At 74.6% G+C, this 23,792-nt stretch carries 18 protein-coding genes; 13 read left to right on the top strand and 5 right to left on the bottom strand.

Annotated elements, in window-relative coordinates; genetic code table 11:
• Positions 1–32 precede the first annotated feature (32 nt).
• Complete coding sequence (locus CLV35_RS15285) at positions 33–2,897, top strand: hypothetical protein (RefSeq protein ID WP_121194384.1); 2,865 nt, start codon at positions 33–35, stop codon at positions 2,895–2,897.
• A gap of 13 nt (positions 2,898–2,910) precedes the next feature.
• Here CLV35_RS15285 and CLV35_RS15280 read toward each other — a convergent pair whose 3' ends face one another.
• Positions 2,911–3,306 carry a VOC family protein gene (locus tag CLV35_RS15280; protein WP_121194383.1) on the bottom strand — a complete coding sequence of 132 codons (396 nt, stop codon included), beginning with the start codon at positions 3,304–3,306 and terminating at the stop codon, positions 2,911–2,913.
• Complete coding sequence (locus tag CLV35_RS15275) at positions 3,284–4,582, bottom strand: MFS transporter (protein ID WP_121194382.1); 1,299 nt, start codon at positions 4,580–4,582, stop codon at positions 3,284–3,286. The genes CLV35_RS15280 and CLV35_RS15275 overlap by 23 nt, the downstream gene beginning before the upstream one ends.
• A 119-nt stretch (positions 4,583–4,701) precedes the next feature.
• On the opposite strand from CLV35_RS15275, the gene CLV35_RS15270 reads away from it, so the two are divergent.
• The 8 genes from CLV35_RS15270 (at position 4,702) to CLV35_RS15235 (ending at position 13,094) form a co-directional block, all read left to right on the top strand.
• Positions 4,702–5,721, top strand: a complete 1,020-nt coding sequence (locus tag CLV35_RS15270) for a methionine synthase (RefSeq protein WP_231121878.1) — start codon at positions 4,702–4,704, stop codon at positions 5,719–5,721.
• The gene (gene ligA, locus CLV35_RS15265) at positions 5,654–7,825 is read left to right on the top strand and encodes an NAD-dependent DNA ligase LigA (RefSeq protein WP_121194381.1); all 2,172 of its coding nucleotides are present in this window, start codon (positions 5,654–5,656) and stop codon (positions 7,823–7,825) included. The genes CLV35_RS15270 and ligA overlap by 68 nt, the downstream gene beginning before the upstream one ends.
• Complete coding sequence (locus CLV35_RS15260) at positions 7,825–8,442, top strand: hypothetical protein (protein WP_121194380.1); 618 nt, start codon at positions 7,825–7,827, stop codon at positions 8,440–8,442. Before ligA ends, CLV35_RS15260 begins: the two co-directional genes overlap by 1 nt.
• Positions 8,443–8,455: 13 nt before the next feature.
• Positions 8,456–9,025 carry a YdeI/OmpD-associated family protein gene (locus CLV35_RS15255; RefSeq protein WP_121194379.1) on the top strand — a complete coding sequence of 190 codons (570 nt, stop codon included), beginning with the start codon at positions 8,456–8,458 and terminating at the stop codon, positions 9,023–9,025.
• A gap of 21 nt (positions 9,026–9,046) precedes the next feature.
• Positions 9,047–9,346, top strand: coding sequence for an Asp-tRNA(Asn)/Glu-tRNA(Gln) amidotransferase subunit GatC (gene gatC, locus CLV35_RS15250; RefSeq protein WP_121194581.1), 300 nt, complete (start codon positions 9,047–9,049; stop codon positions 9,344–9,346).
• Positions 9,343–10,884, top strand: a complete 1,542-nt coding sequence (gene gatA, locus CLV35_RS15245) for an Asp-tRNA(Asn)/Glu-tRNA(Gln) amidotransferase subunit GatA (RefSeq protein WP_121194378.1) — start codon at positions 9,343–9,345, stop codon at positions 10,882–10,884. Before gatC ends, gatA begins: the two co-directional genes overlap by 4 nt.
• Positions 10,881–12,410, top strand: coding sequence for an Asp-tRNA(Asn)/Glu-tRNA(Gln) amidotransferase subunit GatB (gene gatB, locus CLV35_RS15240; protein WP_121194377.1), 1,530 nt, complete (start codon positions 10,881–10,883; stop codon positions 12,408–12,410). The genes gatA and gatB overlap by 4 nt, the downstream gene beginning before the upstream one ends.
• 81 nt (positions 12,411–12,491) lie before the next feature.
• A complete protein-coding gene (locus tag CLV35_RS15235; protein WP_121194376.1) occupies positions 12,492–13,094 on the top strand; it encodes a TMEM165/GDT1 family protein in 603 nt (200 codons plus the stop codon).
• Here the strand turns inward: CLV35_RS15235 and CLV35_RS20175 are convergent.
• Positions 13,087–13,242 carry a hypothetical protein gene (locus CLV35_RS20175; protein WP_183062014.1) on the bottom strand — a complete coding sequence of 52 codons (156 nt, stop codon included), beginning with the start codon at positions 13,240–13,242 and terminating at the stop codon, positions 13,087–13,089. The genes CLV35_RS15235 and CLV35_RS20175 overlap by 8 nt on opposite strands.
• 96 nt (positions 13,243–13,338) lie before the next feature.
• Entirely contained in the window at positions 13,339–13,896 is a 558-nt protein-coding gene (locus CLV35_RS15230; protein ID WP_121194375.1) for a ferritin, read from the bottom strand.
• Positions 13,897–13,965: 69 nt separating this feature from the next.
• On the opposite strand from CLV35_RS15230, the gene CLV35_RS15225 reads away from it, so the two are divergent.
• A complete protein-coding gene (locus tag CLV35_RS15225; RefSeq protein WP_231121872.1) occupies positions 13,966–14,865 on the top strand; it encodes a 2-hydroxyacid dehydrogenase in 900 nt (299 codons plus the stop codon).
• A gap of 12 nt (positions 14,866–14,877) precedes the next feature.
• Here the strand turns inward: CLV35_RS15225 and CLV35_RS15220 are convergent, their stop codons facing one another.
• A complete protein-coding gene (locus CLV35_RS15220; protein ID WP_121194374.1) occupies positions 14,878–16,680 on the bottom strand; it encodes a hypothetical protein in 1,803 nt (600 codons plus the stop codon).
• A 191-nt stretch (positions 16,681–16,871) separates the two neighbouring features.
• On the opposite strand from CLV35_RS15220, the gene ilvD reads away from it, so the two are divergent.
• The 3 genes from ilvD (at position 16,872) to CLV35_RS15205 (ending at position 23,631) form a co-directional block, all read left to right on the top strand.
• Positions 16,872–18,569, top strand: a complete 1,698-nt coding sequence (gene ilvD, locus CLV35_RS15215) for a dihydroxy-acid dehydratase (RefSeq protein WP_121194373.1) — start codon at positions 16,872–16,874, stop codon at positions 18,567–18,569.
• Positions 18,570–18,711: 142 nt separating this feature from the next.
• Positions 18,712–20,988 (top strand): RAD23 family protein, encoded by a 2,277-nt coding sequence (locus tag CLV35_RS20170; protein WP_183062013.1) that lies wholly within the window; start codon positions 18,712–18,714, stop codon positions 20,986–20,988.
• Positions 20,989–21,105: 117 nt separating this feature from the next.
• The gene (locus CLV35_RS15205) at positions 21,106–23,631 is read left to right on the top strand and encodes a hypothetical protein (protein WP_121194372.1); all 2,526 of its coding nucleotides are present in this window, start codon (positions 21,106–21,108) and stop codon (positions 23,629–23,631) included.
• Positions 23,632–23,792 lie beyond the last annotated feature (161 nt).

The raw sequence follows: 23,792 nt of genomic DNA, 5'->3' as shown, positions 1-23,792 counted from the left end.
CCCGGCGTGCGCCGAGCTCGGGGGGACCGCCCATGGAGGGCACGCGCCGTCGGCAGTGGGCGCTGCTGGCTCTGGCGACCGCGCTGCTGCCGGCCGTGGTGACCCTGCTCGACGGCGCGCAGGTCGAGCAGGCGCCCTACTGGCAGGCGCGCGTCAGCGGATCGAGCGACTGGGTCCACCTCCCGCTGCGCACCCGGCAGCCCGGCGTCGACTGGCAGGCCCTCGCCGCTCGCGGCCCGGGATGCTTCCCCTCGACCGTCGACGTCGAGCAGACCGCGTCGGGCGGGCTCACGGTCGACGCGAGCCTGCAGCTGCCGTCGACGCACCCGCTGGTGGGGGCGGTGCTCGAAGGCCGCGCCAGGGGCGACCCCTCGGCCTTCGCCTCGCAGGTGCTGGCCTACGTGGGCGTCGGGCCGCCCAGCGCCGACCTGGGCGCGGGCAGCCAGCCGGCCTACCTGTCCTGGAGCGCCCCGACCGTCGACCTGCTGACGCAGCCGCAGCGCTCGGCGACCTCGACGAAGCCCTGCACCGTCAGCGGCGGCGCGACCATCCGGCTGCACGCCGCGGCGCAGGGACTGGCAACGGCCGCACTCGGCGTCCAGGTCGACCAGGCCTGGCAGTGGTGCGTCGACGCCTGCTTCGCCACGCGCGTCGACCTGACCGTGGGCGCGCGGTCGAGGACGGTCGAGGCCGTCCGGCCGCTGCTGACCGGCGGAGCGCGGCCGGCGGTGGTCAGCGGGACTGCCCACATCGTACGGCTGGTGCTCGGCCCGCGGACCGTCGACGCAGCACCGCCCGGGGTCGAGGTCGTGCTGTCGCCGGAGCCGGGCGCTCCCTCGGTCGGCCAGACCACGCGGTACCACGTACGCACCGGCTGGCTGGAGGGCGCCGGCTGGCCGTGGCCGCAGCTGCCGGAGCTGTGGTACGCAGTGCTCTGGGCGCTGCCGCTCCTGCTGGCCGTCTCGCTGCTGGGCCGCGGCCGCGCCGCACCGGCCGCCGCTGCGCCCGCCGCAGACGTACGCGTCGTCGCCTCGCGCCTGCGCTCGCTGATCGCCGTGCTGGCTGGGCTCTCGCTGTTCCTCGGCGCCACCAGTGCTGTGACCGAGGTGGAGAACGCCGCCGTCGTCCGCTTTGACATCTACCCCTCGCCCGCGGTCTCCGGGTCCCTGGTGATCCTGCTGGCGGGCATGATGACGCTGTGGCCGGCGATCGTGCGGTCCGGGGTGACCCGCACCGAGGGCGCCCCGGCGGCCCAGGGTTCGGGCCCGCGCCCGGCCCGCCGGTGGGCGCGGCGGGCGGTGCAGCCGGTGGTGTGGACGCTCGGCCTCAGCGGTCTCGCCGCCGGCACGGTCGTCCTGGTCGGCTGGCTGGTCCGCACGCCGGCCTCCGCGCCGGAGCCGGTGCCCGGCTCACCGACGGCCGTGCTGGCCTGGACCGGCGGCGCCTTCGCCGCGACGCTGGCCATGTCGCTCGCCCTGCTCTGCGGCAACGGGCGCCGTGCCCTGCCTGTGCGCATGAGCGTCCTCACGGCGGTGCTCGCCACGCTGCTCGCGACCGTCGCCCCGCTCAGCGCCGACTACGCCGGACGCGTTCCCGACGTGCTGCACGCGCTGCCCGTGCTCGCCGCGGTCGTGGCCCTGCTCGGCTTCGCCGTGCTCCTGGTCGCCCGCGCCGGTGCAGCAGGCTCGCCGTCGGTCGTGTCGCGGCTGCGGCACGTGCGCGGCCCTGCCGGCCTGGCGGTGCTCGGCGCCGGCGTCGCCGCCCTGGCGTGGGGGTGGAAGGTCGACCCCGGGGCCGGCAGCCAGCCGAGCTGGTACGACTTCTACTCCTTCTCCCTCGCCCTGCGCACCCTCTGCGTCCCCGCAGCACTGCTGGTGGTCGTCCGCGAGCTCGACGCCAGGGGCAGCGCCGACCTCGCGCGCGGTCGGCGCGACCTCGCGACGGGCGGAGCCGGCCTGCTTCTGGCACGCCTGCGCTGGCGGCGGCGCAGCGCCCTCGCCGTCGCGGTGCTCGCGCTCGCGCCCAGCCCGCTGCAGCGAGCAGGGCCGGTGCCGGCGGCCTTCCTCGTCTTCACCGCGGCGATGGCGTTGGGTGTCCTGCCGACGGCGAAGCCCGCACGGCTCGTCGCGTCGCACGACGGCTACCAGTCGCCCGCGCAGCAGGACGCCCGCGTGACCCAGTTCGTCACGTCGCTCGACGCGCGGGCCCAGCCCCCGGCGACTGGTCGGCCGTCCACCCCGTCGCAGCGCGCGGCGGCCCGCCGGGCGTTCGACGCGGCCGCGTCGGCAGCCTTGCGCGCACCGGCGCCCGCGGTCGCGCTGGCCCGTGACGGCGCGCTGGCAGGTCTCGTGCTCGGCGCCCCGTGGCTCGCTCTCGGCACCTCGCGGCTCCCGCACCCCTCGCTGAGCGGCGACCCGGGGCAGGTCCTCTCGCTGTGCGTCGCCTGGGGGCTGGCGGTGCTGCACTGGCCGCTGGTGGGCTTCGTGTTTGGCTACGCGTTCGCCTTTGTCCGCGGCTCGACCGGGCTGGTGAAGGGCGTGACGTTCCTGGCCGGTCTGGCGACGGCCCCGGCGGTCGAGCTCGTCACGGGCGCCCTGTCGCCGAGCGCCGCTGCCGTCGTGCTCGCGCAGCAGGCGGCCGTCTGCCTGCCGCTCGGGTTGGCGGCCGACTGGCGCACCCTGCGCGCCGCCGGCTACGGGTGGGCGGAGGTGCAGTCGCTCTACCGGCTGCGCTTCCTCGCCGGCTGGGGAGCCGCGCTCACCGCCGCGGTCGCGAGCGCCCTCGCCGTCGGCGCCACGGCCTCGCTCACCGAGCTCGCCCACCTGCTCGTGACGCCGACGACGGCGGTGCCGCCCGGTCCGATCCCGAGCCCTTCGACGACCACGACCCCGCGCTAGTCGGCATGACCGCCTAGGAGTCCACCTCTGACCAGTGCTCCGTCGGCGGCTGGAGCACGCAGAACTCGTTGCCGTCAGGGTCGGCGAAGACGTGCCACACCCAACCACCCTCGGAGATCGGCTGCTCCGTCGTGCGCACGGCGCCGGCCCGGGTCACCCGCTCGCACTCGCTGTCGAGGTCGCGGGTGCGCAGGTCGAGGTGCACCCGGCTCTTGGCGAGCTTGCCCTCGGGCACGCGCTGGAGCAGCACCTCCACGCCGGTGCTCTCGGGGGCGAGCAGGCTGCGATAGGCCGAGCCGGGGTAGCCGGAGCTCCGGTAGCCCAGCACCTCGGTCCAGAACGCCGCGGCGCGGTCGAGGTCGGCGCAGTCGATGACGACGGCGAGCTCACCGCGGGCGTATGCCTGCATGGCCCTCCTTCGCGGTCACGTCGGTCTGCTCGTGCGCCTGGGCCGGCAGGTGCGGCCCGTCGCCGCGCCTCTCGAGGCTTCGTACGGAGCGGCTCGACAGCGCCCACAGCGACGTCGCGACGACCAGCAGGCCACCGCATACCACTGCAGACCGTGTGCCGAGCGCCGAGGCGACCGGACCCGCGAGCACCTGGCCCACCGGGATCGCCGCGAACGTGCCGAACTGCTCGAACGCCATGACCCGGCTCAGCGACCCCTCCGGCACGTTCTGCGTCAGCGACGTCTGCCACGCGATCTCGAACGTCTCGATGGCGGCGCCGCCGACGACGACCGCCACGACGAGCGCGGGCAGCGACGGCGCCGCGCCGAGCACGAGCAGGGACGGGGCGACGAGCAGCGTGGCCGCGACGCCGACAGCGAGCAGGCGCGTAACCCGCACCTTGAGCATCAGAAGACCACCGAGCACCATGCCGACCGCGAGCGACGAGCTGACGAAGCCCCAGCCCGTGCGGCCGAGATGGCGCTCGGCGATCACCGGCCCCAGCGTGCTCCAGGCACCGGCGAGCACGGCGTTGATGACGAAGAACTGCGCGACGACCACGAGCAACCACCGTCGCCGCCGGAACTCGCGGAAGCCGTCGACGAGGTCGTCGAGAGGACGGGTACGCCGTGGCTCCCGCCCCGGCTCGACCGACCGTCCGCGGGCGCGGGCCATGAGCACCGCGGCCGCGCCGAACGCCGCCGCGTCGAGCGCGAACCCCCAGCCGGTTCCCGTCGTCGCGAGGAGCAGGCCGCCGAAGGCCGCGCCGCCGACGCTGGCCGTCGTGACGCCGAGCCGCACGAGCGGCACCGCCCGGTGCACGAGCCGCTCGTCGACCGAGGTGCCGGTGAGCGCCTCGGTGGCGGGCATGAGGAAGGCGGTCGCCGCTCCGTTGACCGCCTCCAGAGCGGCCAGCTGCCAGACCTCCACCGTGCCGGTGAGGACCAGCGCGGCCACGCCGGCCTGCGTCAGCGTCGCGACCGCCAGGGCCGCGACGGCGACCCGGTGCCGGGAGACGCGGTCGGCGACGACGCCGCCGGCGAGCACGAGCAGCACCTGCGGCACCGAGCGGGCGGCCAGCACGACGCCCAGCGCGTAGGCGGAGTGGCGGATGTCGAGGACGGCGAAGGCCAGCAGCACGGGGGCCGCAGCGTTGGCGAGCGCGGCGAGCACGCGGGCGCCGAGCAGGCGCCGGAAGCCGGGCAGGCGCAGCAGCTGCGCCGTCTCGTGCTCCATCGTGCTCCACTCCCTGCGTCGGGCGTGACGGTCACCGTACGCGATGAGGAGGCACGCTGCGTACCCGTGTGTGCGGCTCCGGCGGGCACCCGGTCGGCGTCCGGCTCTAGGCTGCGCGGGTGGAGAGCCCCGAGCGTCCGGACCTCGCCCTGCCGCCCGGATCGGCGACGGGCGTCGGCTCCGTGCCCGGCACGGCTCCGCTCGAGGCGGTCAAGGCGGTCTTCGGGCTGCTGCCCGACCTGCCCTTCCTGCCCGAGCTGCCCGCGCGCGGCCCGGGCGCTGACATGGTGGGACGCGCCGTCTCGCTGCTCGCGGACCTCCACGGCGACGTCCAGCCCAGCGGGTGGCGCCTCACGCCGGGGCCCGGTCGCGACGAGCGGCTCGGCGTCGCCTGGCTGGGGGAGGACCTCGACGCCCTCGAGGAGGTCGCCGGAGCCCACGAGGGCGCGGTGAAGCTGCAGGTCACGGGCCCGGTCACGCTCGCTGCGACGGTCGAGCTGTTCCGCGGCGGGCTCGCCGCCCGCGACCCCGGCGCCCGGCGCGACCTGACCGAGTCGCTCGCGGAGGGCGTCGCCGCGCACGTCGCCGAGGTGCGCCGCCGCCTGCCCGCCGCCCGGGTCGTGCTGCAGCTCGACGAGCCGGCCCTGCCCACCGCCCTGCTGGGACGGCTCCCCACGGCGAGCGGCTTCGGCGCCCTGCGGGCGCTGGAGGAGTCCGAGGCGCAGAGCTCGCTGGAGGCGGTGGTCGCGGCCGCAGGCGTACCCGTCGTGCTGCACTGCTGCGCGGCCTCGCCACCCGTGGCGTTGTTCAGGCGGGCCGGGGCGTGGGGCGTCTCGCTCGACGCGAGCCTGCTCACGGAGCGCGACGACGAGGTGCTCGGCGAGGCGGTCGACGCCGGGGTGCAGCTGCTGCTGGGGCTCGTCCCGTCCATGGACAGCACGTTGTCGGACGTGGCCGCTACGGTCGCGCCCGTACGCCGGCTGTGGCGGCGGCTCGGGTTCGCCCCCGGGCTGCTCGCGACGGCCGTCACCGTGACGCCGACGTGCGGGCTCGCGGGCGCCTCGGCGGGGTATGCCCGCCTCGCGCTCGAGCGCTGCGCGGCGGCGGGGCGGGCACTGGTCGACGATCCGGAGGGGTAGCGCGGTGGCAGCGGAGAAGACGGTCGACGGGGTGCCGGCGAGCGCGTTGGCTCGGCACGCCGAGCTCTCGCAGACGATCGAGGACGCGGCCTACCGCTACTACGTGCTCGACCGGCCGACCATCACCGACGCCGACTACGACGCCGCCATGCGCGAGCTCGAGGCCCTGGAGGACGCGCACCCCGCGCTGCGCACGCCTGACTCGCCGACGCAGAAGGTGGGCGGCACCTACTCGACGCTGTTCACCCCGGTCGAGCACATCGAGCGCCTGCTGAGCCTCGACAACACCTTCACCTACGACGAGCTCGCGGCCTGGGAGGCGCGGGTCGTGCGCGAGGTGGGCGAGGGCACCGCCCGCTGGCTGTGCGAGCTGAAGATCGACGGGCTGGCGGTCGACCTCGTCTACGAGGACGGCCGGCTGGTGCGCGGCGCCACTCGCGGCGACGGGCGCACCGGCGAGGACATCACGCCCAACATCCGCACGCTCGACGGCGTGCCGACGACGCTGCAGGGCCCGTCGGTGCCGAGGCTGCTCGAGGTGCGCGGCGAGGTGTTCTTCCCGACCGAGCGCTTCGCCGAGCTCAACGCGAGCCTGGTCGAGCAGGGCAAGGCGCCCTTCGCCAACCCGCGCAACGCCGCCGCCGGCTCGCTGCGGCAGAAGGACCCGCGCATCACCGCCCAGCGCCCGCTGCGCCTCACCCTCCACGGCCTCGGCGCGCGCGACGGCTTCGACCCGCCCACCCAGTCGGAGGCCTACACCCGCCTGCAGGAGCTGGGCCTGCCGATCTCGAGCCGCTACCAGGTGCACGAGACGTTCGAGGGCGTCCACGGCTACCTCGAGCACTGGCACGAGCACCGCCACGACGTCGAGCACGACATCGACGGCGTGGTCATCAAGGTCGACCAGCTCGCGCTGCAGGGCCGTCTCGGCGCGACGTCCCGCTTCCCGCGGTGGGCGATCGCGTTCAAGTACCCGCCGGAGGAGGTCAACACCCGCCTGCTCGACATCGCCATGAACGTCGGGCGCACCGGCCGCGTGACGCCCTTCGCGGTGCTCGAGCCCGTGCAGGTCGGCGGCGTGACGGTGTCGCGGGCGACCCTGCACAACGAGGACGAGGTACGCCGTCGCGACGTCCACGTCGGCGACACCGTCGTCGTGCGGCGGGCGGGCGACGTCATCCCCGAGGTCGTCACCCGCGTGCCGGAGCTCTCGCCGGAGGACCCGCCGGCGTTCGTGATGCCCACCGAGTGCCCCGAGTGCGGCACCCCGCTCTACCGGCCCGAGGGCGACGTCGACTGGCGCTGCCCCAACACCGTGGGCTGCCCCGCCCAGCTGCGGGAGGCCGTGTTCCACCTCGCGGGGCGCAGCGCCCTCGACATCGACGGCCTCGGCTACGAGACCGCCATTGCGCTGCTCGAGGCCGGGCGCATCCGCGACATCGGCGGCGTCTTCTCCCTCACGCGCGAGTCGTTCGAGGGGCTGCGCGGCTTCGGGCAGAAGAAGGTCGACCAGATCCTCGGCTCCCTCGAGACCGCCAAGACCGACCGGCCTCTGTGGCGGCTGCTCGTCGGGCTCTCGATCCGCCACGTCGGGCCGCCCACCGCCCAGGCGATCACCCGCGTCTTCACCTCCCTGGCCGACCTGCGGGCGGCCACCGCCGAGCAGATCGCCGAGGTCGAGGGCGTCGGGCCGGTCGTCGCCGGGGTGATCGCCGACTGGTTCGCCGACGAGAGCCACCAGGACCTGCTCGACCGCATCGAGGCCTCCGGCATGCGCACGCGCGACGAGGTGGCCGACGTCGGCGAGCGCCCGCTCGAGGGCGTCAGCGTCGTCGTGACCGGCACCCTCGAGGGGTTCTCGCGCGACTCGGCGACCGCGGCGGTCCAGGACCGCGGCGGCAAGATCAGCTCGTCGGTGTCGAAGAAGACCTCCTTCGTCGTGGTGGGCGAGAGCCCGGGGAGCAAGGCCGACAAGGCGGCGGCGCTCGGCGTGCCGGTGCTCGACGAGGCGGGCTTCCGGGTGCTCCTCGAGCAGGGGCCCGACGCGGCCCGGGCGCTCGTCGGCGGGGGGGACGAGGACTCCGACGAGCCGGCCGGCTCCTGATGGGCTTCGCCACGCTCGTCCCCGTCCCGGTCTCGTCGTCGCACGACGGCGGCGGCACACCGGTCTGGCTCTCGCTGCTGCTCGCGCTCATCCCGCTGTCGGGCGCGGTGCTGGCCGCGGTGCTGGTCCGCCGCACCGACCGCGAGACGGTGCGCGTCAGCCAGGAGGAGCTGGCCAACTCGGTCCTGTCCCGCGTCGACGCCCGCCTCGGCGACCTGGAGCTCGACAGGTGGCGCCGTCGCGAGGAGACCATGCGCATGCTGCGCTGGGCGGCTGAGCAGGCGGCCACGGACGACACGTGGACGGTGGGGCTCGCGACGCTCAGGGCGCTCGGGACCTCCGAGCTCCTGCAGCCCGAGGACCGCGGGATCATCACCGCCGTGCTCGAAGCCCTGCTGGCCAGGCCGAGGGCCACGACGGCGGCGCACGCGGTCCCGGACCGCCCGAGCCCAGTCACGCCGAAGGAGCAGGCCGCCGCCCGGCTGCTGGTCGAGCTCCAGGAGCTGTGGGACGTCCAGGTCGCCGACGCCACCCGTGCGGTCGCCGCCGCTCCCACGGCGGACCTCGGGCCACCGTCCACGTCCACGGGGCCCGCGGGTCCCCAGCCACTGGCGTGACGTCGTGGGCGTCATGGACTCAGCCGTTCGCGTACACCCGCTCGACCGCGCCGACTGGCGCAGCTGGCTCGCTGCCCACGCCGCCGGGTCCACCGGTGTCTGGCTCGTGATGTGGAGACCGAGCACCGGCCGTGGCGGGCTGACCTACGACGAGGCCGTCACCGAGGCGCTCGCGTTCGGCTGGATCGACGGGCAGGGTCGCGGGCTCGACGACGAGCGCAGCATGCAGTGGTTCTGCCCCCGCAAGCGCGGCAGCGGGTGGGCCGGCACGAACAAGGTCCGGGTCGAGCTGCTCCTGCGCGAGGGCCGGATGACCGAGGCGGGGCAGCGGGTGGTCGACGCCGCCAAGGCGGACGGCTCGTGGTCGCTGCTCGACGAGGTGGAGGCGCTGGTCGTGCCGCCCGACCTCGAGGCCGCCTTCGCGGCGGTCCCCGGCTCGCGGGAGCACTGGGACGGCTTCCCGCCCTCGGCCCGGCGCCTCATGCTGACCTGGCTCGTCACGGCCAAGCGCGCCGAGACGCGGGCAGCCCGTGTCGCCGACGTGGCGGCCGCCGCCGGCCGTGGGGAGCGCGCCCGCTCCTAGCCGTTCCCTAGGATGGACGCCATGCCGTCCCTCACGCGGGACGAGGTCGCGCACCTCGCCCGCCTCGCCCGCCTGCAACTGCCCGACGACGAGCTCGCCCACTACGCCGAGCAGCTCGAGGTCATCCTCGGAGCGGTCGCCCAGGTCAGCGAGGTCGCCGGCGCGGACGTGCCGCCCACCTCGCACCCGCTGCCGCTGCGCAACGTGACCCGCGAGGACGTCAGCCGTCCCGGTCTCACCGCCGAGGAGGCGCTCGCCGGTGCGCCCGCGCAGGAGGAAGGGCGCTTCCGCGTCCCCCGCATCCTGGGGGAGGAGGCATGAGCGAGCCGCTGAGCCCCGAAGCCGGCGACGAGGTGCTGCGCCTGACCGCCGCCCGCACCGCGGCGGCCGTCGCCTCTGGCGCGGTGAGCGCCGTCGAGGTCGCGCAGGCCCACCTCGACCGGATTGACGCGGTCGACGACCGCGTCCACGCCTTCCTCCACGTCGACGCCGAGGGCGCGCTCGAGGCGGCCCGCGCCGTCGACGCCGCCCGCGCGCGCGGCGACGAGCTCGGCCCGCTCGCCGGCGTGCCCCTCGCGCTCAAGGACGTGCTGACGCAGAAGGGGATCCCGACGACCTGCGGCTCGCGCATCCTCGAGGGCTGGCGCCCGCCCTACGACGCCACCGTCACCGCGCGGCTCAAGGCCGCCGGCGTCGTCATCCTCGGCAAGACCAACATGGACGAGTTCGCGATGGGCTCGTCCACCGAGCACTCGGCCTACGGCCCGACGCACAACCCGTGGGACCTCGAGCGCATCCCGGGCGGCTCGGGCGGCGGCAGCGCTGCGGCGGTCGCAGCGTACGAAGCGCCGCTCGCCATCGGCACCGACACCGGCGGCTCGATCCGCCAGCCCGGTGCGGTCACCGGCACGGTCGGCGTGAAGCCGACCTACGGTGGTGTGTCGAGGTACGGCCTGGTCGCCTTCTCCTCGTCCCTGGACCAGGCGGGGCCGGTGTCCCGTACGGTGCTCGACGCCGCTCTGCTCCACTCGGTCATCGGCGGCCACGACCCGCTCGACTCGACCTCCATCGACGCGCCGGTCCCGCCGGTCGTCGAGGCCGCCCGCCGCGGGGCCACCGGCGACCTCGAGGGCGTGCGCGTCGGCGTGGTCAAGGAGCTCAGCGGCGAGGGCTACCAGCCCGGTGTCGAGGCCCGCTTCGCCGAGGCCGTCGAGGTCCTCACCAGCCTGGGCGCCACGGTCGTCGAGGTGTCGTGCCCGCACTTCACCTACGCGCTGGCCGCCTACTACCTCATCGCACCATCTGAGGCCTCCAGCAACCTCGCGAAGTTCGACGCGATGCGCTACGGCCTGCGGGTCGGCGACGACGGCACGCACAGCGCCGAGGAGGTCATGGCGCTCACGCGGGCGGCCGGCTTCGGGCCCGAGGTCAAGCGGCGCATCATGCTCGGCACCTACGCGCTCTCGAGCGGCTACTACGACGCCTACTACGGCTCGGCGCAGAAGGTCCGCACGCTGATCTCGCAGGACTTCGCCAACGCCTACGCCGAGGTCGACGTCCTCGTCTCGCCGACGACACCCACCACGGCGTTCAGGCTGGGCGAGAAGCTCGAAGACCCGCTGGCCATGTACCTCAACGACCTGTGCACCATCCCGTCCAACCTGGCCGGCGGTGCTGCGATGTCCGTGCCCTGCGGGCTCTCCGACGACGGCCTCCCGGTCGGCTTCCAGGTCATGGCCCCGGCCATGGCCGACGACCGGCTCTACCTCGTCGGCGCCGCCCTCGAGGCCGCGCTCGAGCAGCGCTGGGGCGGGCCGCTTCTCGCCAAGGCCCCTGTCCTGGAAGGGAACAAGGCATGAGTGCCAACGCGCGTCCGGTCGAGCCGCCGCAGGAGCTCGTGCCCTACGACGAGGCCGTGTCGACCTTCGACGTCGTCATGGGCATCGAGGTGCACGTCGAGCTCTCGACGCAGTCGAAGATGTTCTGCGGCTGCCCGACGGAGTTCGGGGCCGCGCCCAACACCCAGGTCTGCCCGGTGTGCCTCGGCCTGCCCGGTGCGCTGCCGGTGCTCAACGAGACCGCGGTCGAGTCGGCCATGCGCATCGGGCTCGCGCTGGGCTGCTCGATCGCCGAGGAGTGCCGCTTCGCGCGCAAGAACTACTTCTACCCCGACATGCCGAAGAACTTCCAGACCTCGCAGTACGACGAGCCGATCGCCTTCGACGGCGCGACCTTCGTCGAGGTCGAGGGCAAGACGTTCGAGATCCAGATCGAGCGCGCCCACATGGAGGAGGACACCGGCAAGTCGCTCCACGTCGGCGGCGCCACCGGCCGCATCCACGGCGCCGACCACTCGCTCGTCGACTACAACCGCGCCGGCATCCCGCTCATCGAGATCGTCACCAAGCCGATCGAGGGCACCGGCGCGCTCGCACCGCAGGTCGCGCGCGCCTACGTCGCCCACCTGCGCGAGCTGGTGCGCGGGCTCGGGGTCAGCGACGTACGCATGGAGCAGGGCTCGCTGCGCGCCGACCTCAACGTGTCGCTGCGGCCCTCGCCCGACTCGCCGCTCGGCACCCGCAGCGAGACCAAGAACGTCAACTCGCTGCGCTCGATCGAGCGGGCCGTCCGCTACGAGATCGAGCGGCACGCCGGCATCCTGAGCACCGGCGGGCGCGTGGTGCAGGAGACGCGGCACTGGCACGAGGACACCGGCGTCACGACCTCGGGCCGCTCGAAGGAGCAGGCCGAGGACTACCGCTACTTCCCCGAGCCCGACCTCGTGCCGGTGGCCCCGCCGCGCGAGACGGTCGAGGCGCTGAAGTCCGCTCTGCCCGAGCCGCCCGCCGCCCGCAACGCCCGGCTGCTGGCCGACTGGGGGTTCAGCGAGCTCGAGTTCCGCGACGTGCTCAACGCGGGCGCCCTCGGCGTCATCGAGCGCACGGTCGCGGCCGGCGCCTCGCCCGCCGCTGCCCGCAAGTGGTGGACCACCGAGCTCTCGCGCCGGGCCAACGAGGAGGGCGTCGAGCTCGAGGCCCTGGCCGTCACCCCCGAGCAGGTCGCCGAGGTCCAGGCACTCGTCGACGCCGGCACGCTCAACGACAAGCTGGCCCGACAGGTCTTCGAGGGCGTCCTCGCCGGCGAGGGCTCGCCCGCCGACGTGGTCGCGGCACGGGGGCTGCGCATCGTCAGCGACGACGGCGCCCTCACGGCCGCCGTCGACGAGGCGATCGCCGCCAACGCCGGCATCGTCGAGAAGGTACGCGGTGGCAAGGTCCAGGCGGCCGGTGCGCTGGTCGGGGCCGTCATGAAGGCGACCAAGGGCCAGGCCGACGCGGCCCGCGTCCGCGAGCTCGTGCTCGAGCGCATCGCCCAGTCGCGATGACCATGAGGAGGTCAGGCGACACGCTCGGCGTGTCGCCTGAGAACCTCATGATCATCGCGAGATGCGGGCGGTGAGGGCCTGATGGACCTCGCCGTCGTCGTCACCAGCTTCCTGCCCCTGCTCCTGCTCGAGCTGCCCGACAAGACCTTCGTCGCGACGCTGGTGCTCTCGACGCGCTACCGCCCGCTGCTGACCTGGATCGGGGTCGGCCTCGCGTTCGGCGTCCAGTGCCTCATCGCCGTGACCGCCGGCGGGCTGCTCGCGAAGCTGCCGGAGAAGCCCGTCGCGCTGGCCGCGGCCCTGCTCTTCGCGGTGGGGGCGCTCGTCCTGCTCCGCGGCTCGTCCCACGCCGACGAGGAGGAGGCCGAGGCGGAGGCTGAGTTCCGCGAGCGCACCTTCACCGCCGCGCACGGCCTGCGTGCGGTGGGCGCGTGCTTCCTGCTGATCTTCCTCGCCGAGTGGGGCGACCTGTCGCAGCTGTTCACCGCCGGTCTGGCCGCGCGCTACGGCGACCCGGTCTCGGTGTTCGTCGGCTCCTGGGCGGCGCTGCTGGTCGTCTCGGGGCTCGGCGCGCTGCTGGGCAAGGCGCTGCTCACCCGTCTGCGCCTGAGCACCGTGCGCCGCGCGGGCGGTGTCGTCTGCATCGCGCTGGCGGTGCTGACGCTCGTCGAGGTGGTCAGCTAGCGCCCTCGGCCTGCGGGGCGCCGGCCTCAGCGGCTTCCCTGCGCCGCTGCGCTGCGGCAGCGAGGTCGGCGGCCATCACCTTCGGGGTGACGACCGGTCGCACGGGCGCCGTGGAGGTCTCGCTGGCGGGGTCCGAGTCTGCGGTCATGGCGAGCTCCTCCGGCGGTGCGGATGGAAGACTGGCGCGCGGACAGCCGCGCACCTCCATCCCACGACCGTACTCGCAGGTCAACGTCCCCGCGGGTCAGGCGAGCGCCCCCGCCACCGGGGGTGCGCCGCTCTCGGTGCCCCCGCCGACCATCTCGCGCGCGAGGAAGTCCTCGATCTTGAACCAGTCGTCGCCCGCGCGCTCGGCGATGCTGAGCAGCGTGGACGCCGAGGCGATCTCCTCGACCTGCTCGCGCAGGAACCACAGCACGAACTGCTCGCCGATGACGTCGCCCTCGGCCCGCGCGGCCTTGAACAGCCCCTCGATCTGCTCGGTGACCAGCCGCTCCTGCTGCAGGGCCAGGGCGATCGGCTCGCGCGGCGCGGAGAAGTCGTTGACCACGTCGTCGACGCCGGGGATCGCGACGTCGAGCGCCCGGTCGAGCATGTAGCGGACCATCATCATCGCGTGGTCGCGCTCCTCGCCGGCCTGGCGGTAGTAGTGCCCGGCCAGCTGCGGCAGGTCGTGCGCGTCGAACCACACGGCGATCGCGACGTACTGCTGGCTCGCCGTGAACTCGTTGCGCACCTGCGCGCGCAGCAGGTCGAGGAACTGCGACGGCGCGGGAGCCGTGTCGGTGGTCACGGGGGTCATCCTGCCTGCTCGGCAGCCGTCAGGGCAGTGGCGTCGGCGCTGTCGGTGGGCTCGGATAGCGTCGCGCGCGTGCACGCACTCCTCAGCATCGACGGCGTCGACCTGCCCGACGGCGTGACCGCCGACGTCTGGACGGGCGAGGGTCCGCTGCCCGACCGGCTCGACGAGGTCGAGTTCTTCGTGGCGCCCTACACGGGCGGCAGCGACGCCACCGAGCAGGCGCTGGAGCAGCTGCCGAACCTCAAGGTGGTCCAGCTGCTCTCAGCCGGGTTCGAGACCGTGCGCCCGCTCGTGCCCGAGGGCGTGCTGCTGTGCAACGGGCGCGGCATCCACGACGCCTCGACCTCGGAACTGGCGCTGGCGCTCGTGCTGGCTGCCCAGCGCGACCTGCCCGAGTTCGTGCGCACCCAGGACGAGGGGCGGTGGGAGCCGCGGCGCACGACCGGGCTCGCGGACCGTACGGTCCTGATCCTCGGTCACGGCTCCATCGGCGCGGCGCTCGAGCGCCGCCTCGAGGGCTTCGAGGTGGAGGTCCTACGCGTCGCCCGCACCGCGCGCGACGGCGTGCACGGCATCGACGAGCTCCCCGACCTGCTGCCGGGCGTGGACATCGTCGTGGTGCTCGTGCCGGCGACCCCGCAAACGAAGGGTCTGGTCGACGCGCAGCTGCTCTCGCGCATGAAGGACGGCGCGCTCCTGGTCAACGTCGCGCGCGGCAGCATCGTCGACCAGGACGCCCTGCTCGCCGAGCTGCGCTCGGGCCGCCTGCGCGCCGCCCTCGACGTCACCGACCCCGAGCCGCTGCCCGAGGGTCACGCGCTGTGGAGCGCGCCGGGGCTGCTCCTGACCCCGCACGTCGGCGGCGGCACCGCGGCGATGGCGCCTCGGGCGCGCAGCCTCGTCGAGCAGCAGCTGCGGCGCTGGGCGGCCGGCGAGGAGCTCGCCAACGTCATCACCGGGGACTACTGAGCCCTGGGCCGGTCAGTGCCGCGCCGCCACCCCGTCGAGGCGCACGGTCGCGCGGCCGCGGGTGCCGAGGACGACCACCCGCAGCACGTGGCGGCCGGGCCGCAGGCGGCCGGAGGTCCACACCGCTCGCTGCTCGCGCGCGACGCGGGTGCGGGTGTCGACCTGGGCGACGCGGCGCCCGTCGAGCAGCACCGCGATCGCACCCGTGCGCGGGCCGGTGGCGGCGAGGACGCTGAGGCGACGACCGCTCGCGCGCAGCGTCGCCGAGGCCCCGGCCTGCGCCGAGCGCATGGTGCCGCCGTAGAGCGCGCGCGGGTCGGCGCTGCGGCGCCAGGTGCCGGAGAAGCGGGCGTCACGGTCGTCGAGCGGGACCTCGACCGACAGGCGCACCGCGTCGGCCGCGTTGCCCCACGGGTCGTAGGGCGTGACCGTCGCAGTGAGCGGTACCCCTCGGTGCGTCGCGGGCACGGGGGCCTGGTCCGCTCCGGGGACCAGCGGAGTGGTGCCGACGACGGAACCGTCCTCGGTCCAGACGACGACGTGGCGGGCGCCGGGCGTGGCGCCGCGCAGCTGGAGCGCAGCGCCGCGGGTGCCGAGCCAGCCGGTCAGCGCGAGCGACGGGGTCGCGGTGGGCGACACGCGTACGAACGCGGGCATGCTCTCGACGCCTGCCGAGGTGACGCCCACGACGAGGTAGCCGTAGGTGGTGCCCGCGACGAGACCAGAGTCGATGAAGGCGCTCGACGCCGTCTCGGCCAGGAAGTCGCCGCGGTTCCCGGTGGCCGGGTCCGCCCGGTAGATGCGGGTACGCAGGGTGCCGAGGGACGGCGTCCACCGGAGCACCACCTGGTCGGCCCCAGGGCCCGCGCTCACGGTCGTCGGGGCGCTGACGGGCGGCACCGCGGGCGGCGGGGAGGCGACGATGACCGGCGACTCCTCGAGCTCGTCGGGCGTGCTGGTGAGCTGCTGCAGCCCCGTGCCGTCGGAGTGCACCCGCCAGATGTCACCGTCGGACCAGTAGACCCACCGGTCGTCGTGCGACCATACGGGGCGGCCGAGGACGGGACGCGCGAGCGGGACCTCCACGCCGTCGTCCATCGCGCCCTGCCGCGCGAACAGGAGCCGCTGCCCCGCCCCCGACAGGACCGCGACGACGGCGAGGCCGTCGGGTGAGCCGACGGTGACCACGTCCGGCTGCCGGTTGTTGAGGATCCACCAGTGCCGGCCGGTCGTGCCGCCGGACACCGCCGTGGCCGCGTAGCCGGGGATGCCGCCCGGGAGGGTGGAGCTCAGGATCACCGAGCTCGGGTCGCTCGGGTCGAACGACGCGGAGCGAGGTGCCCGGATGTCACCAGTCGCGACCTCGACGACGGTGCCGGACGTCAGGTCAGCCCGCCAGAAGGCCACTCCGGTGCTCCGCGACAGCAGCGCCTGCGACCCGTCGCTCGACACGTCCTGCAGGGACCAGAGGCCGCTCGGCAGCACCAACCGGTCGCGGACCTCGCCCCCGGGCACCGCGCGCCGGACCAGCTGCTGGAGCTCGCCGTCCTGGTCGAGGCTGATGGCCGACGTGCCGTCAGCCGACGGGGAGCCGGTCGGCGACGTCGTCGCCACCACGGCGGCCCCGGTCCCGTCGAGAGCCGAGGCGACCATCCGGCGCGACGACGGCGCCGCCGCTGACGTCGAGGTGCTCGTCCAGAGCAGCGACCCGTCGGCTGCGTCGGCACCCGCTGCCTGCGCGGGCAGGGCGGGGAGCACCGCACCCAGGACGAGCGCCGCGAGCGCGGCACTTCGGGACGTGTGGGACGACAGCATGCGGATCGGCTCCTCGCACGGGCGTTCGTTCGACGCCTCGTGCCACGAGGATGCGTTCAGCCTGGCCGGAGGTTCAGTCGCCTGCGCTGAGAGCACCCGTCCGGGTCGTGGACGTCTGACCGCCTGTCGGGACCGCTGCGTACGATCCTGGTGCAAGGGCACTGATCCACCGACGAGGCAGGACACCAGACGTGGCAACCGAGCCAGACCTCAAGCCCCGCAGCAGGGACGTCACCGACGGCCTCGAGAAGACCGCCGCGCGCGGCATGCTCCGCGCCGTAGGCATGGGCGACGAGGACTTCGCCAAGCCGCAGATCGGCGTCGCGTCGTCCTGGAACGAGATCACGCCCTGCAACCTGAGCCTCGACCGGCTGGCCAAGGCGGCGAAGGACGGCGTCCACAAGGGCGGCGGCTTCCCCATGGAGTTCGGCACCATCTCCGTGTCCGACGGCATCTCGATGGGCCACGAGGGCATGCACTTCTCGCTGGTGTCGCGCGAGGTCATCGCCGACTCGGTCGAGACCGTCATGAGCGCCGAGCGCCTCGACGGCTCGGTGCTGCTCGCCGGCTGTGACAAGTCGCTGCCCGGCATGCTGATGGCCGCAGCCCGGCTCGACCTCGCCAGCGTCTTCCTCTACGCCGGGTCGACCCTGCCCGGGCGCGCGAAGCTCTCCGACGGCACCGACCGCGAGGTCACGATCATCGACGCGTTCGAGGCGGTCGGCGCGTGCGCCGCCGGGCTCATGTCGCGCGAGGACGTCGACACCATCGAGCGGGCCATCTGCCCCGGCGAGGGCGCGTGCGGCGGCATGTACACCGCCAACACGATGGCCTCGGCCGCCGAGGCCCTGGGCATGTCGCTGCCCGGCTCGGCCGCCCCGCCCGCGGTCGACCGGCGCCGCGACGGCTACGCCGTGCAGTCCGGCGAGGCCGTGGTGGGCCTGCTGCGCAAGGGCATCACCGCGCGCCAGATCCTGACCAAGCCGGCGTTCGAGAACGCGATCGCGGTCGTCATGGCGCTCGGCGGCTCGACCAACGCGGTGCTGCACCTGCTGGCGATCGCCCACGAGGCCGACGTCGACCTGACGCTCGCCGACTTCACCCGCATCGGGGCGAAGGTGCCGCACCTGGGCGACCTCAAGCCCTTCGGCCGCCACGTCATGACCGACGTCGACCGCATCGGCGGCATCCCGGTCGTCATGAAGCTGCTGCTCGAGGCGGGCCTCCTCCACGGCGACACCCTCACGGTGACCGGCCGCACGATGGCCGAGAACCTCGAGGAGCTCGCCGCCCCCGAGCCCGACGGCACCGTCATCCGCGCGCTCTCGAACCCGATCCACAAGACCGGCGGCATCACGATCCTGCACGGCTCGCTGGCGCCCGAGGGCGCCGTCGTGAAGTCCGCGGGCTTCGACGAGGCCGTGTTCGAGGGCACCGCGCGCGTCTTCGACGGCGAGCGCAAGGCCATGGACGCGCTCGAGGACGGCACGATCGTCGCCAACGACGTCGTGGTCATCCGCTACGAAGGGCCCAAGGGCGGCCCGGGCATGCGCGAGATGCTCGCCATCACCGGCGCCATCAAGGGTGCGGGGCTCGGCAAGGACGTCCTGCTGCTCACCGACGGCCGCTTCTCCGGCGGCACGACCGGGCTGTGCGTCGGGCACGTCGCCCCTGAGGCCGTCGACGGCGGGCCGATCGCCTTCGTGCGCGACGGCGACCGGATCCGGCTCGACGTCGAGAACGGCACCCTCGACGTGCTCGTCGACGACGCCGAGCTCGAGGCCCGGAAGCAGGGCTGGGAGCCGCAGCCGCCGCGCTACACCCGCGGCGTGCTCGCGAAGTACCGCAAGCTGGTCGGTTCTGCCGCCGTCGGGGCGGTCTGCGGCTGACGAGGGCGTTCGGACCGGTCGCAGTCGCCTAGTCTGGGCGGCTGCGCTCCCGGTCGCGCCGCCCGTCGAGGGCCGTCCCGGGTGCGCGAGGTCAGCGCCGACCTCGCCGACGACCACCCGTGCTCGTACGCCGAGGAGACCCATGCGCGTCCTGCGCCCCTTGCTCGCCGCCGCTCTCGCGGCCGGATGCCTCGGGGTCGTGCCCGCCGCCGGGTCCCTCGTCGTCGCGACGCCCGCGCACGCGGCGCAGGCGGCCGCACGCGCGTCCGCGCTGGTGCCGCTGCCCGGCACCCGGGTGGCGAGCCTCTCGCTGAAGACCGGTACGCGGCTGCTGCCCGTGGCGGGCCACGCCCGCGTCCCGGCGCGCGGCGCCAGCGCGGTGCTCCTCACCGTCACCGCCCGCAACGCGACCGGCCGCCCAGCCGCCGGCGTACGCGTCTGGGCCGCCGGCGGCCACCGACCTGACGAGGCGTCGTTCACCGCGCTGCCCGGCACGACCACCACGACCAGCGTCCTGGTGCCCCTCGGGCGCGGGGGAGCGGTCGCGCTCACGACCGCTGCCGCCACCTCGTCGCGACTGGCGCCCTCGCTCTCCGTCACCGTGTCGGCCACGGCCTACGTGCGCGCCGGCACCGCGGGCGCCGGCGGGGTGCTCGCCGCGTCGTCGCCGAAGCGGCTGGTCCTCGGCGGGCGCACCGTGCCGGTGCGGCCGCGTACGGTCCGGGCGACCGGCGTCGCCGGCGTCCCGCTGGGGGCGAGCGCCGTCGTCCTCCAGCTGCACGCCAGCGGCCGCCCGGCGAGCGTGTTCGCCTGGCCGAGCAGGACCGCGCGCCCCGCCGCCCCTGCCCTCGTCCTCGAGAGCGGCCAGCCGCGCACGGACTCGCTGGCCGTGGTGCCGGTCGACCGGTCGGGCCGCTTCTCCCTGCAGGCGACCCGCACGTCGCCGACCATGACGGCGACCCTGGTGGGCTGGGTCGCGCCGTCTCCCGCGGCGACGGAGGGCGCGCTGCGGCCCGTGGCCAGCAGGACCCTGGTCAGCTCCGACGTCGGCGTCGGGCACCCCCGCAGCGTCTTGCGGCCGGCCGGCGTGCCCGTCGGCGCCGCCGCCCTCGCGCTCGGCGTGAGGGTCACCAAGGGCTCCGGAGTCGTCCGCCTCATCGGCTCGGCCGTCACCTCGGCCGCCGTGTCCGCAGCCACCCGCGGCGAGACCGTCCTGCTCGTGCGCCCGGACTCCAGCGGCAGGTTCGTCGTCGCGAGCTCGGCCCGCACGCTCCGGGTGAGCCTCCGCGTGCTCGGCTACGTCGACGGGGCGCCCGTCGCGTCGGCGCCCGCGCCGAGCCCGACGGCTCCGGCGCCGGTCGTCACGCCGCCGGCGACCTCGGCCCCGGCGCCCACGCCGAGCCAGGCACCCAGCTCGGCACCGAGCCAGCCGGCGACCTCGGCGCCGCAGCCGGTGCCCGCCGCCTCTGTGTCGCTGCCCGGCTCACCGGTGTCCTCCCAGCTCGTGCTCAACGTGCTCGCCTCGCCCAGCTCGCTCACCCCGCACGCGACGGGCGTCGTCCGCGTCACCAACACCGGCACCGGCGCGCTGACGCTCGGCTCGGCCACCACCGCGGTGACCAGCAGGGCGATCGTCCACAAGTCCGGGCAGGCTGACGCCGAGGCCGGCACGCTCGGCAGCTTCAGCGTCCGCGGCGTCCCTGCCACCGTCGCGCCGGGGGCCTCGGTCGACCTGCCGGTCACCTACTCCGCGACCGCCGCCTCCACCACGAGCTGGTCCTACTCGCCCGACCTGGGCACGCTGACCGTCGCGACCGACGCCCCGGCGACGCCGACCCTCTCCGTGCCGCTGGCCGGCCTGCGCGAGCGGGTGCCGGGCACGGGGGAGCCGTGGCTGCGCGACCTGCTCCACGCGTACGCCGTCGGCTCGGTCGTGCCCGGCACGCTGGCCGCCGTGCCCGCGACCGGCGGCGACGTCGTGGCCGCTCGCACCTTCGTGCGGGCCGGGGCAGACCCGGTGGTCCTGCGCGAGTACGCCGCCTTCGGGCCGGTCAGCAGCACGCTGCGCCTGACGGCCGGCAGCACGCAGGTGCTCACCCGCGCCGCGTCGTCGAGCTCGTCGGTGCTGCCGCTGCAGCTGGGCGGCGAGGTGCCCGTCGCTACCGTGCCGGACGCCGTCGCAGGCTCGCCGTTCGCGCTCCGAGCGGTCGTGACCATGCCCGACGGCTCGGCCGACCGGGTCGCCGCCACCAACACCGAGCCGGGCAACTGGCGGGTCCTGCGCGTCCGCGACGCAGCCGGGGCGGTCGTGCCCGGCGCCTACCTGCTCTGCCTCGACGAGCCGATCCCGGGCGGCAGCCCCAACAACGACTTCCAGGACGAGGTCTTCCTCCTGACGGGGGTGGCCGTCGCCTCCTGACCGCTCGAGCGGCCGTCCGGGCCCGCCGGTTTCACCCGTAGAGGTGGGCCGCATGGTGCACGACGTCCGTTTCGCGCGCTTACCCTGGTGCCTCCCGTCCGTTACACGAGGAGACACATGCGTCGAACCCTGCGCCGCGGTCTGACCGCGCTCGTCGCCACAGCAGCCGCCGCGTCACCGGTGGCCGCCGCCATGACCCCGGCCTCCGCCGCGGGTCCGGCTTCGAGCGCGTCGGCGCTCGTGCCCCAGGCCGCGGCCGCGGTGCCCGCGACGACGGCGGCGACCGCCGGCGGCGTCAGCGCGGTGCCCGTCAAGGGCCTCTACTCCTCGCGGCTCGCCGCGGGCGTGGTCCGCGACGTCGCCGTGCTCGGCAAGGCGGGCGTCCCCCGCCGCGGAGTCAGCGCCGTGCTGCTGCAGGTCGACGCGACCTCCTCGCGCGCCTCGACCGTCACCGTGTGGTCGAAGGGCGCCCGCCGCCCCGCCGCCGTCACGCTCACCGGCGTGGCCGGCTCGACCCGCACCACCACCACCCTGGTGAAGCTGGGCCGCGGCGGCGCAGTCTCGGTCAGCGCCAGCGGCGCCGTGACCACGACCCGCCTCTCGGTCGTCGGCTTCGTGCGCTCCGGCGCCGTCGCCGCCTCCGTCGGTGCCGTCGTCCCGACCGTCCCCAAGGCGCTGAGCCTCGGCCGCCTCGCGCCGACCGCCGACCGCCGCGTACGCGTCGCCGCCCACGCCGGCGTGCCCTCGCGCAACGTCGGCGCGGCCCTCGTGCACGTGCGCCTGGCCGGCAGCGCCACCGGCTCGCTCTACCTCTGGGCCGACGGCCAGGCCCGTCCGGCCGCTCCCGCCGTCGTCCTGACCCGCGGGCGCAAGGTCACCGACGCGCTGGTCGTCGTGCCGACCAGCGCCTCGGGCGTCATCCGCACCCGCTTCAACGGCCGCGGCGCCGCCTCGGCCACCGTCGTCGGCTACGTCACCGGCACCCGCGGCACCGCCGCGGTGGACGGCGCGCTCGTCGGAGTCTCCGGCGCCTACGTCGTCGGCAGCCTCGGCCACGCCGCCCAGGTGCGCGCGGGCCACCCGGTCACCGCGGCGATCGCCGGCGTCGGCGGCACCCCGCTGTCCGGCATCCACGCGATCACCGTCGCCTTCTCGTGGATCGCGCCGCGCGCCGGCGTCGTACGCGTCTACTCCGGTCGCGCCGTCCAGTCCTTCGCCGTCGCCAAGGGCAGCTCGGGCCAGACCCTTCTCGCCGTGGCACCGACCAGCAACGGCACCGTGCGCGTCGCCGTCTCCGCCGGCACCATCACCATGCGGGCCCAGGTCACCGGCTACCTCTACGCCACGGCTCGGTCGAGCCAGCCGGCGATCGTCGTGACCGACCCCGTCCCGGGCGCCGGCACCACGACGCCCGCCCCGGGCACGGGCACCGGTCCGGGCACCGGCACCGGCGGCGTCGCGCTGCCGCCGGGCGCGGCCGCGGTGGTCCTGGCGCCGAAGACGGTCCTGCCCTACGTCGACCGCTTGGTCTTCAACCGGGTCGATGACAACGCAGCCAACTCTGCCACCACCGGCAACCCGTCGTACGCGGGTCGGTACTGCACGAGCGCGGGCACCTTCTCGTGCGTGCACGACACTGACAGCGTCACGGTCCGCAACACCGGCGCAGTGGCGGTGAACCTCACAGGAGCGTCGGTCCCGGCTGGTTGGACGCTCGTGTCGCCTACGACCTTCCCTGTCAGCATCCCTGCCAACGGCACAGTTGACCTGACGGTGCAGTTCACCCAGACGAACCCCACGGCTAACGGACCCGCCTACGCGACGAGCGGCGCCATGACGGTCACCAGTGACAGCTCGTCGACCCCGACCGCGTCGATCACGCTGGCCGGCATCGTCCAGTCCCATGTCGGCGGTGACTACGAGCCGGCTCTCCAGCAGATCTTCTCCACGTTCGGCTGGGGCACTCGAACGCTGACTGATCAGGAGATCAAGGAAGGCAAGACCCTCAACACGGGATCGCAGCGCACGCTGCGAGGTGACGAGGTGTCTCTGCCGCACTTGGCGGCAGCCGACCCGAGCGGCAACTTCTCCGTCTTCGAGATGGCTTCTTGGCACGATGACGCCAAGAAGGACGGTGCCGTCTACGGCACCGCCCAGTCCCTCTTCTGGTCGGCCCCTTATGCGGCCGGTAGCGACGCGTTTCCCGAGTTCCGGTCGCATCCCATCGTCAGCGACAGTCCGGCATGGTCTCAGGCGTTCGTGCCTCAGGCGACCGAGCAGGCCTCGGGGTCCCCGCTCACAGGTTCCACCCATGTCGACGGCATCTTCGACCTCGTGATCGCCAACACCGACACGTCCGCCTTCGACGGAGTTCGCCCCGGTGAATGGAGCGAGGACGCGGTCAACGTCGGTCCGGTGCGGAAGGCGCTCATGGCCCAAGGGATCAACTCCAGCCAGTACGTGTCTTGTCCCACGCGCCCCAATCCGGGACGGTGCGGGCATGGGCTGCGGTTCTTCGCCCTGAAGCTCGCGAACGGCTCCGTCGTGCCAGATACCTACCTCCTGGTCAACGACACCTACGTGGTCAACTCCGACTTCAACGACCACGTCTACCTCGTTACGGGCGTCAAGCCCGCCAACTAGGCGGCTGAGCACGGGGAGGGGCGGGGACGCGTACTGCGTCCCCGCCCCTTCCTGCACCCGGCGCCGTCTCGCTCCCTGGACACCGGTGGACACCGGCGGCAGGCGTGGGGCAGTATGTCCACCGTGCAGACCCGACTCCTCGTAGTTCGACAGCGCGCCAG

The sequence above is a fragment of the Motilibacter peucedani genome (assembly GCF_003634695.1).
Taxonomy (GTDB): Bacteria; Actinomycetota; Actinomycetes; order Motilibacterales; family Motilibacteraceae; genus Motilibacter; species Motilibacter peucedani.
Note: the sequence above shows the minus strand (reverse complement) of the source record. Positions and strands in the feature narration are given on the sequence as shown.

Coding starts and splice junctions, on each gene's coding strand:
- gatC (WP_121194581.1), top strand. CDS start 9,047: ATGCCGTCCCTCACGCGGGACGAGGTCGCGCACCTCGCCCGCCTCGCC.
- CLV35_RS15285 (WP_121194384.1), top strand. CDS start 33: ATGGAGGGCACGCGCCGTCGGCAGTGGGCGCTGCTGGCTCTGGCGACC.
- CLV35_RS15235 (WP_121194376.1), top strand. CDS start 12,492: ATGGACCTCGCCGTCGTCGTCACCAGCTTCCTGCCCCTGCTCCTGCTC.
- CLV35_RS20175 (WP_183062014.1), bottom strand. CDS start 13,242: ATGACCGCAGACTCGGACCCCGCCAGCGAGACCTCCACGGCGCCCGTG.
- ligA (WP_121194381.1), top strand. CDS start 5,654: ATGCCCGCCTCGCGCTCGAGCGCTGCGCGGCGGCGGGGCGGGCACTGG.
- CLV35_RS15205 (WP_121194372.1), top strand. CDS start 21,106: ATGCGTCGAACCCTGCGCCGCGGTCTGACCGCGCTCGTCGCCACAGCA.
- CLV35_RS15255 (WP_121194379.1), top strand. CDS start 8,456: ATGGACTCAGCCGTTCGCGTACACCCGCTCGACCGCGCCGACTGGCGC.
- CLV35_RS15260 (WP_121194380.1), top strand. CDS start 7,825: ATGGGCTTCGCCACGCTCGTCCCCGTCCCGGTCTCGTCGTCGCACGAC.
- CLV35_RS15280 (WP_121194383.1), bottom strand. CDS start 3,306: ATGCAGGCATACGCCCGCGGTGAGCTCGCCGTCGTCATCGACTGCGCC.
- CLV35_RS20170 (WP_183062013.1), top strand. CDS start 18,712: ATGCGCGTCCTGCGCCCCTTGCTCGCCGCCGCTCTCGCGGCCGGATGC.
- gatA (WP_121194378.1), top strand. CDS start 9,343: ATGAGCGAGCCGCTGAGCCCCGAAGCCGGCGACGAGGTGCTGCGCCTG.
- CLV35_RS15220 (WP_121194374.1), bottom strand. CDS start 16,680: ATGCTGTCGTCCCACACGTCCCGAAGTGCCGCGCTCGCGGCGCTCGTC.
- CLV35_RS15230 (WP_121194375.1), bottom strand. CDS start 13,896: ATGACCCCCGTGACCACCGACACGGCTCCCGCGCCGTCGCAGTTCCTC.
- CLV35_RS15275 (WP_121194382.1), bottom strand. CDS start 4,582: ATGGAGCACGAGACGGCGCAGCTGCTGCGCCTGCCCGGCTTCCGGCGC.
- gatB (WP_121194377.1), top strand. CDS start 10,881: ATGAGTGCCAACGCGCGTCCGGTCGAGCCGCCGCAGGAGCTCGTGCCC.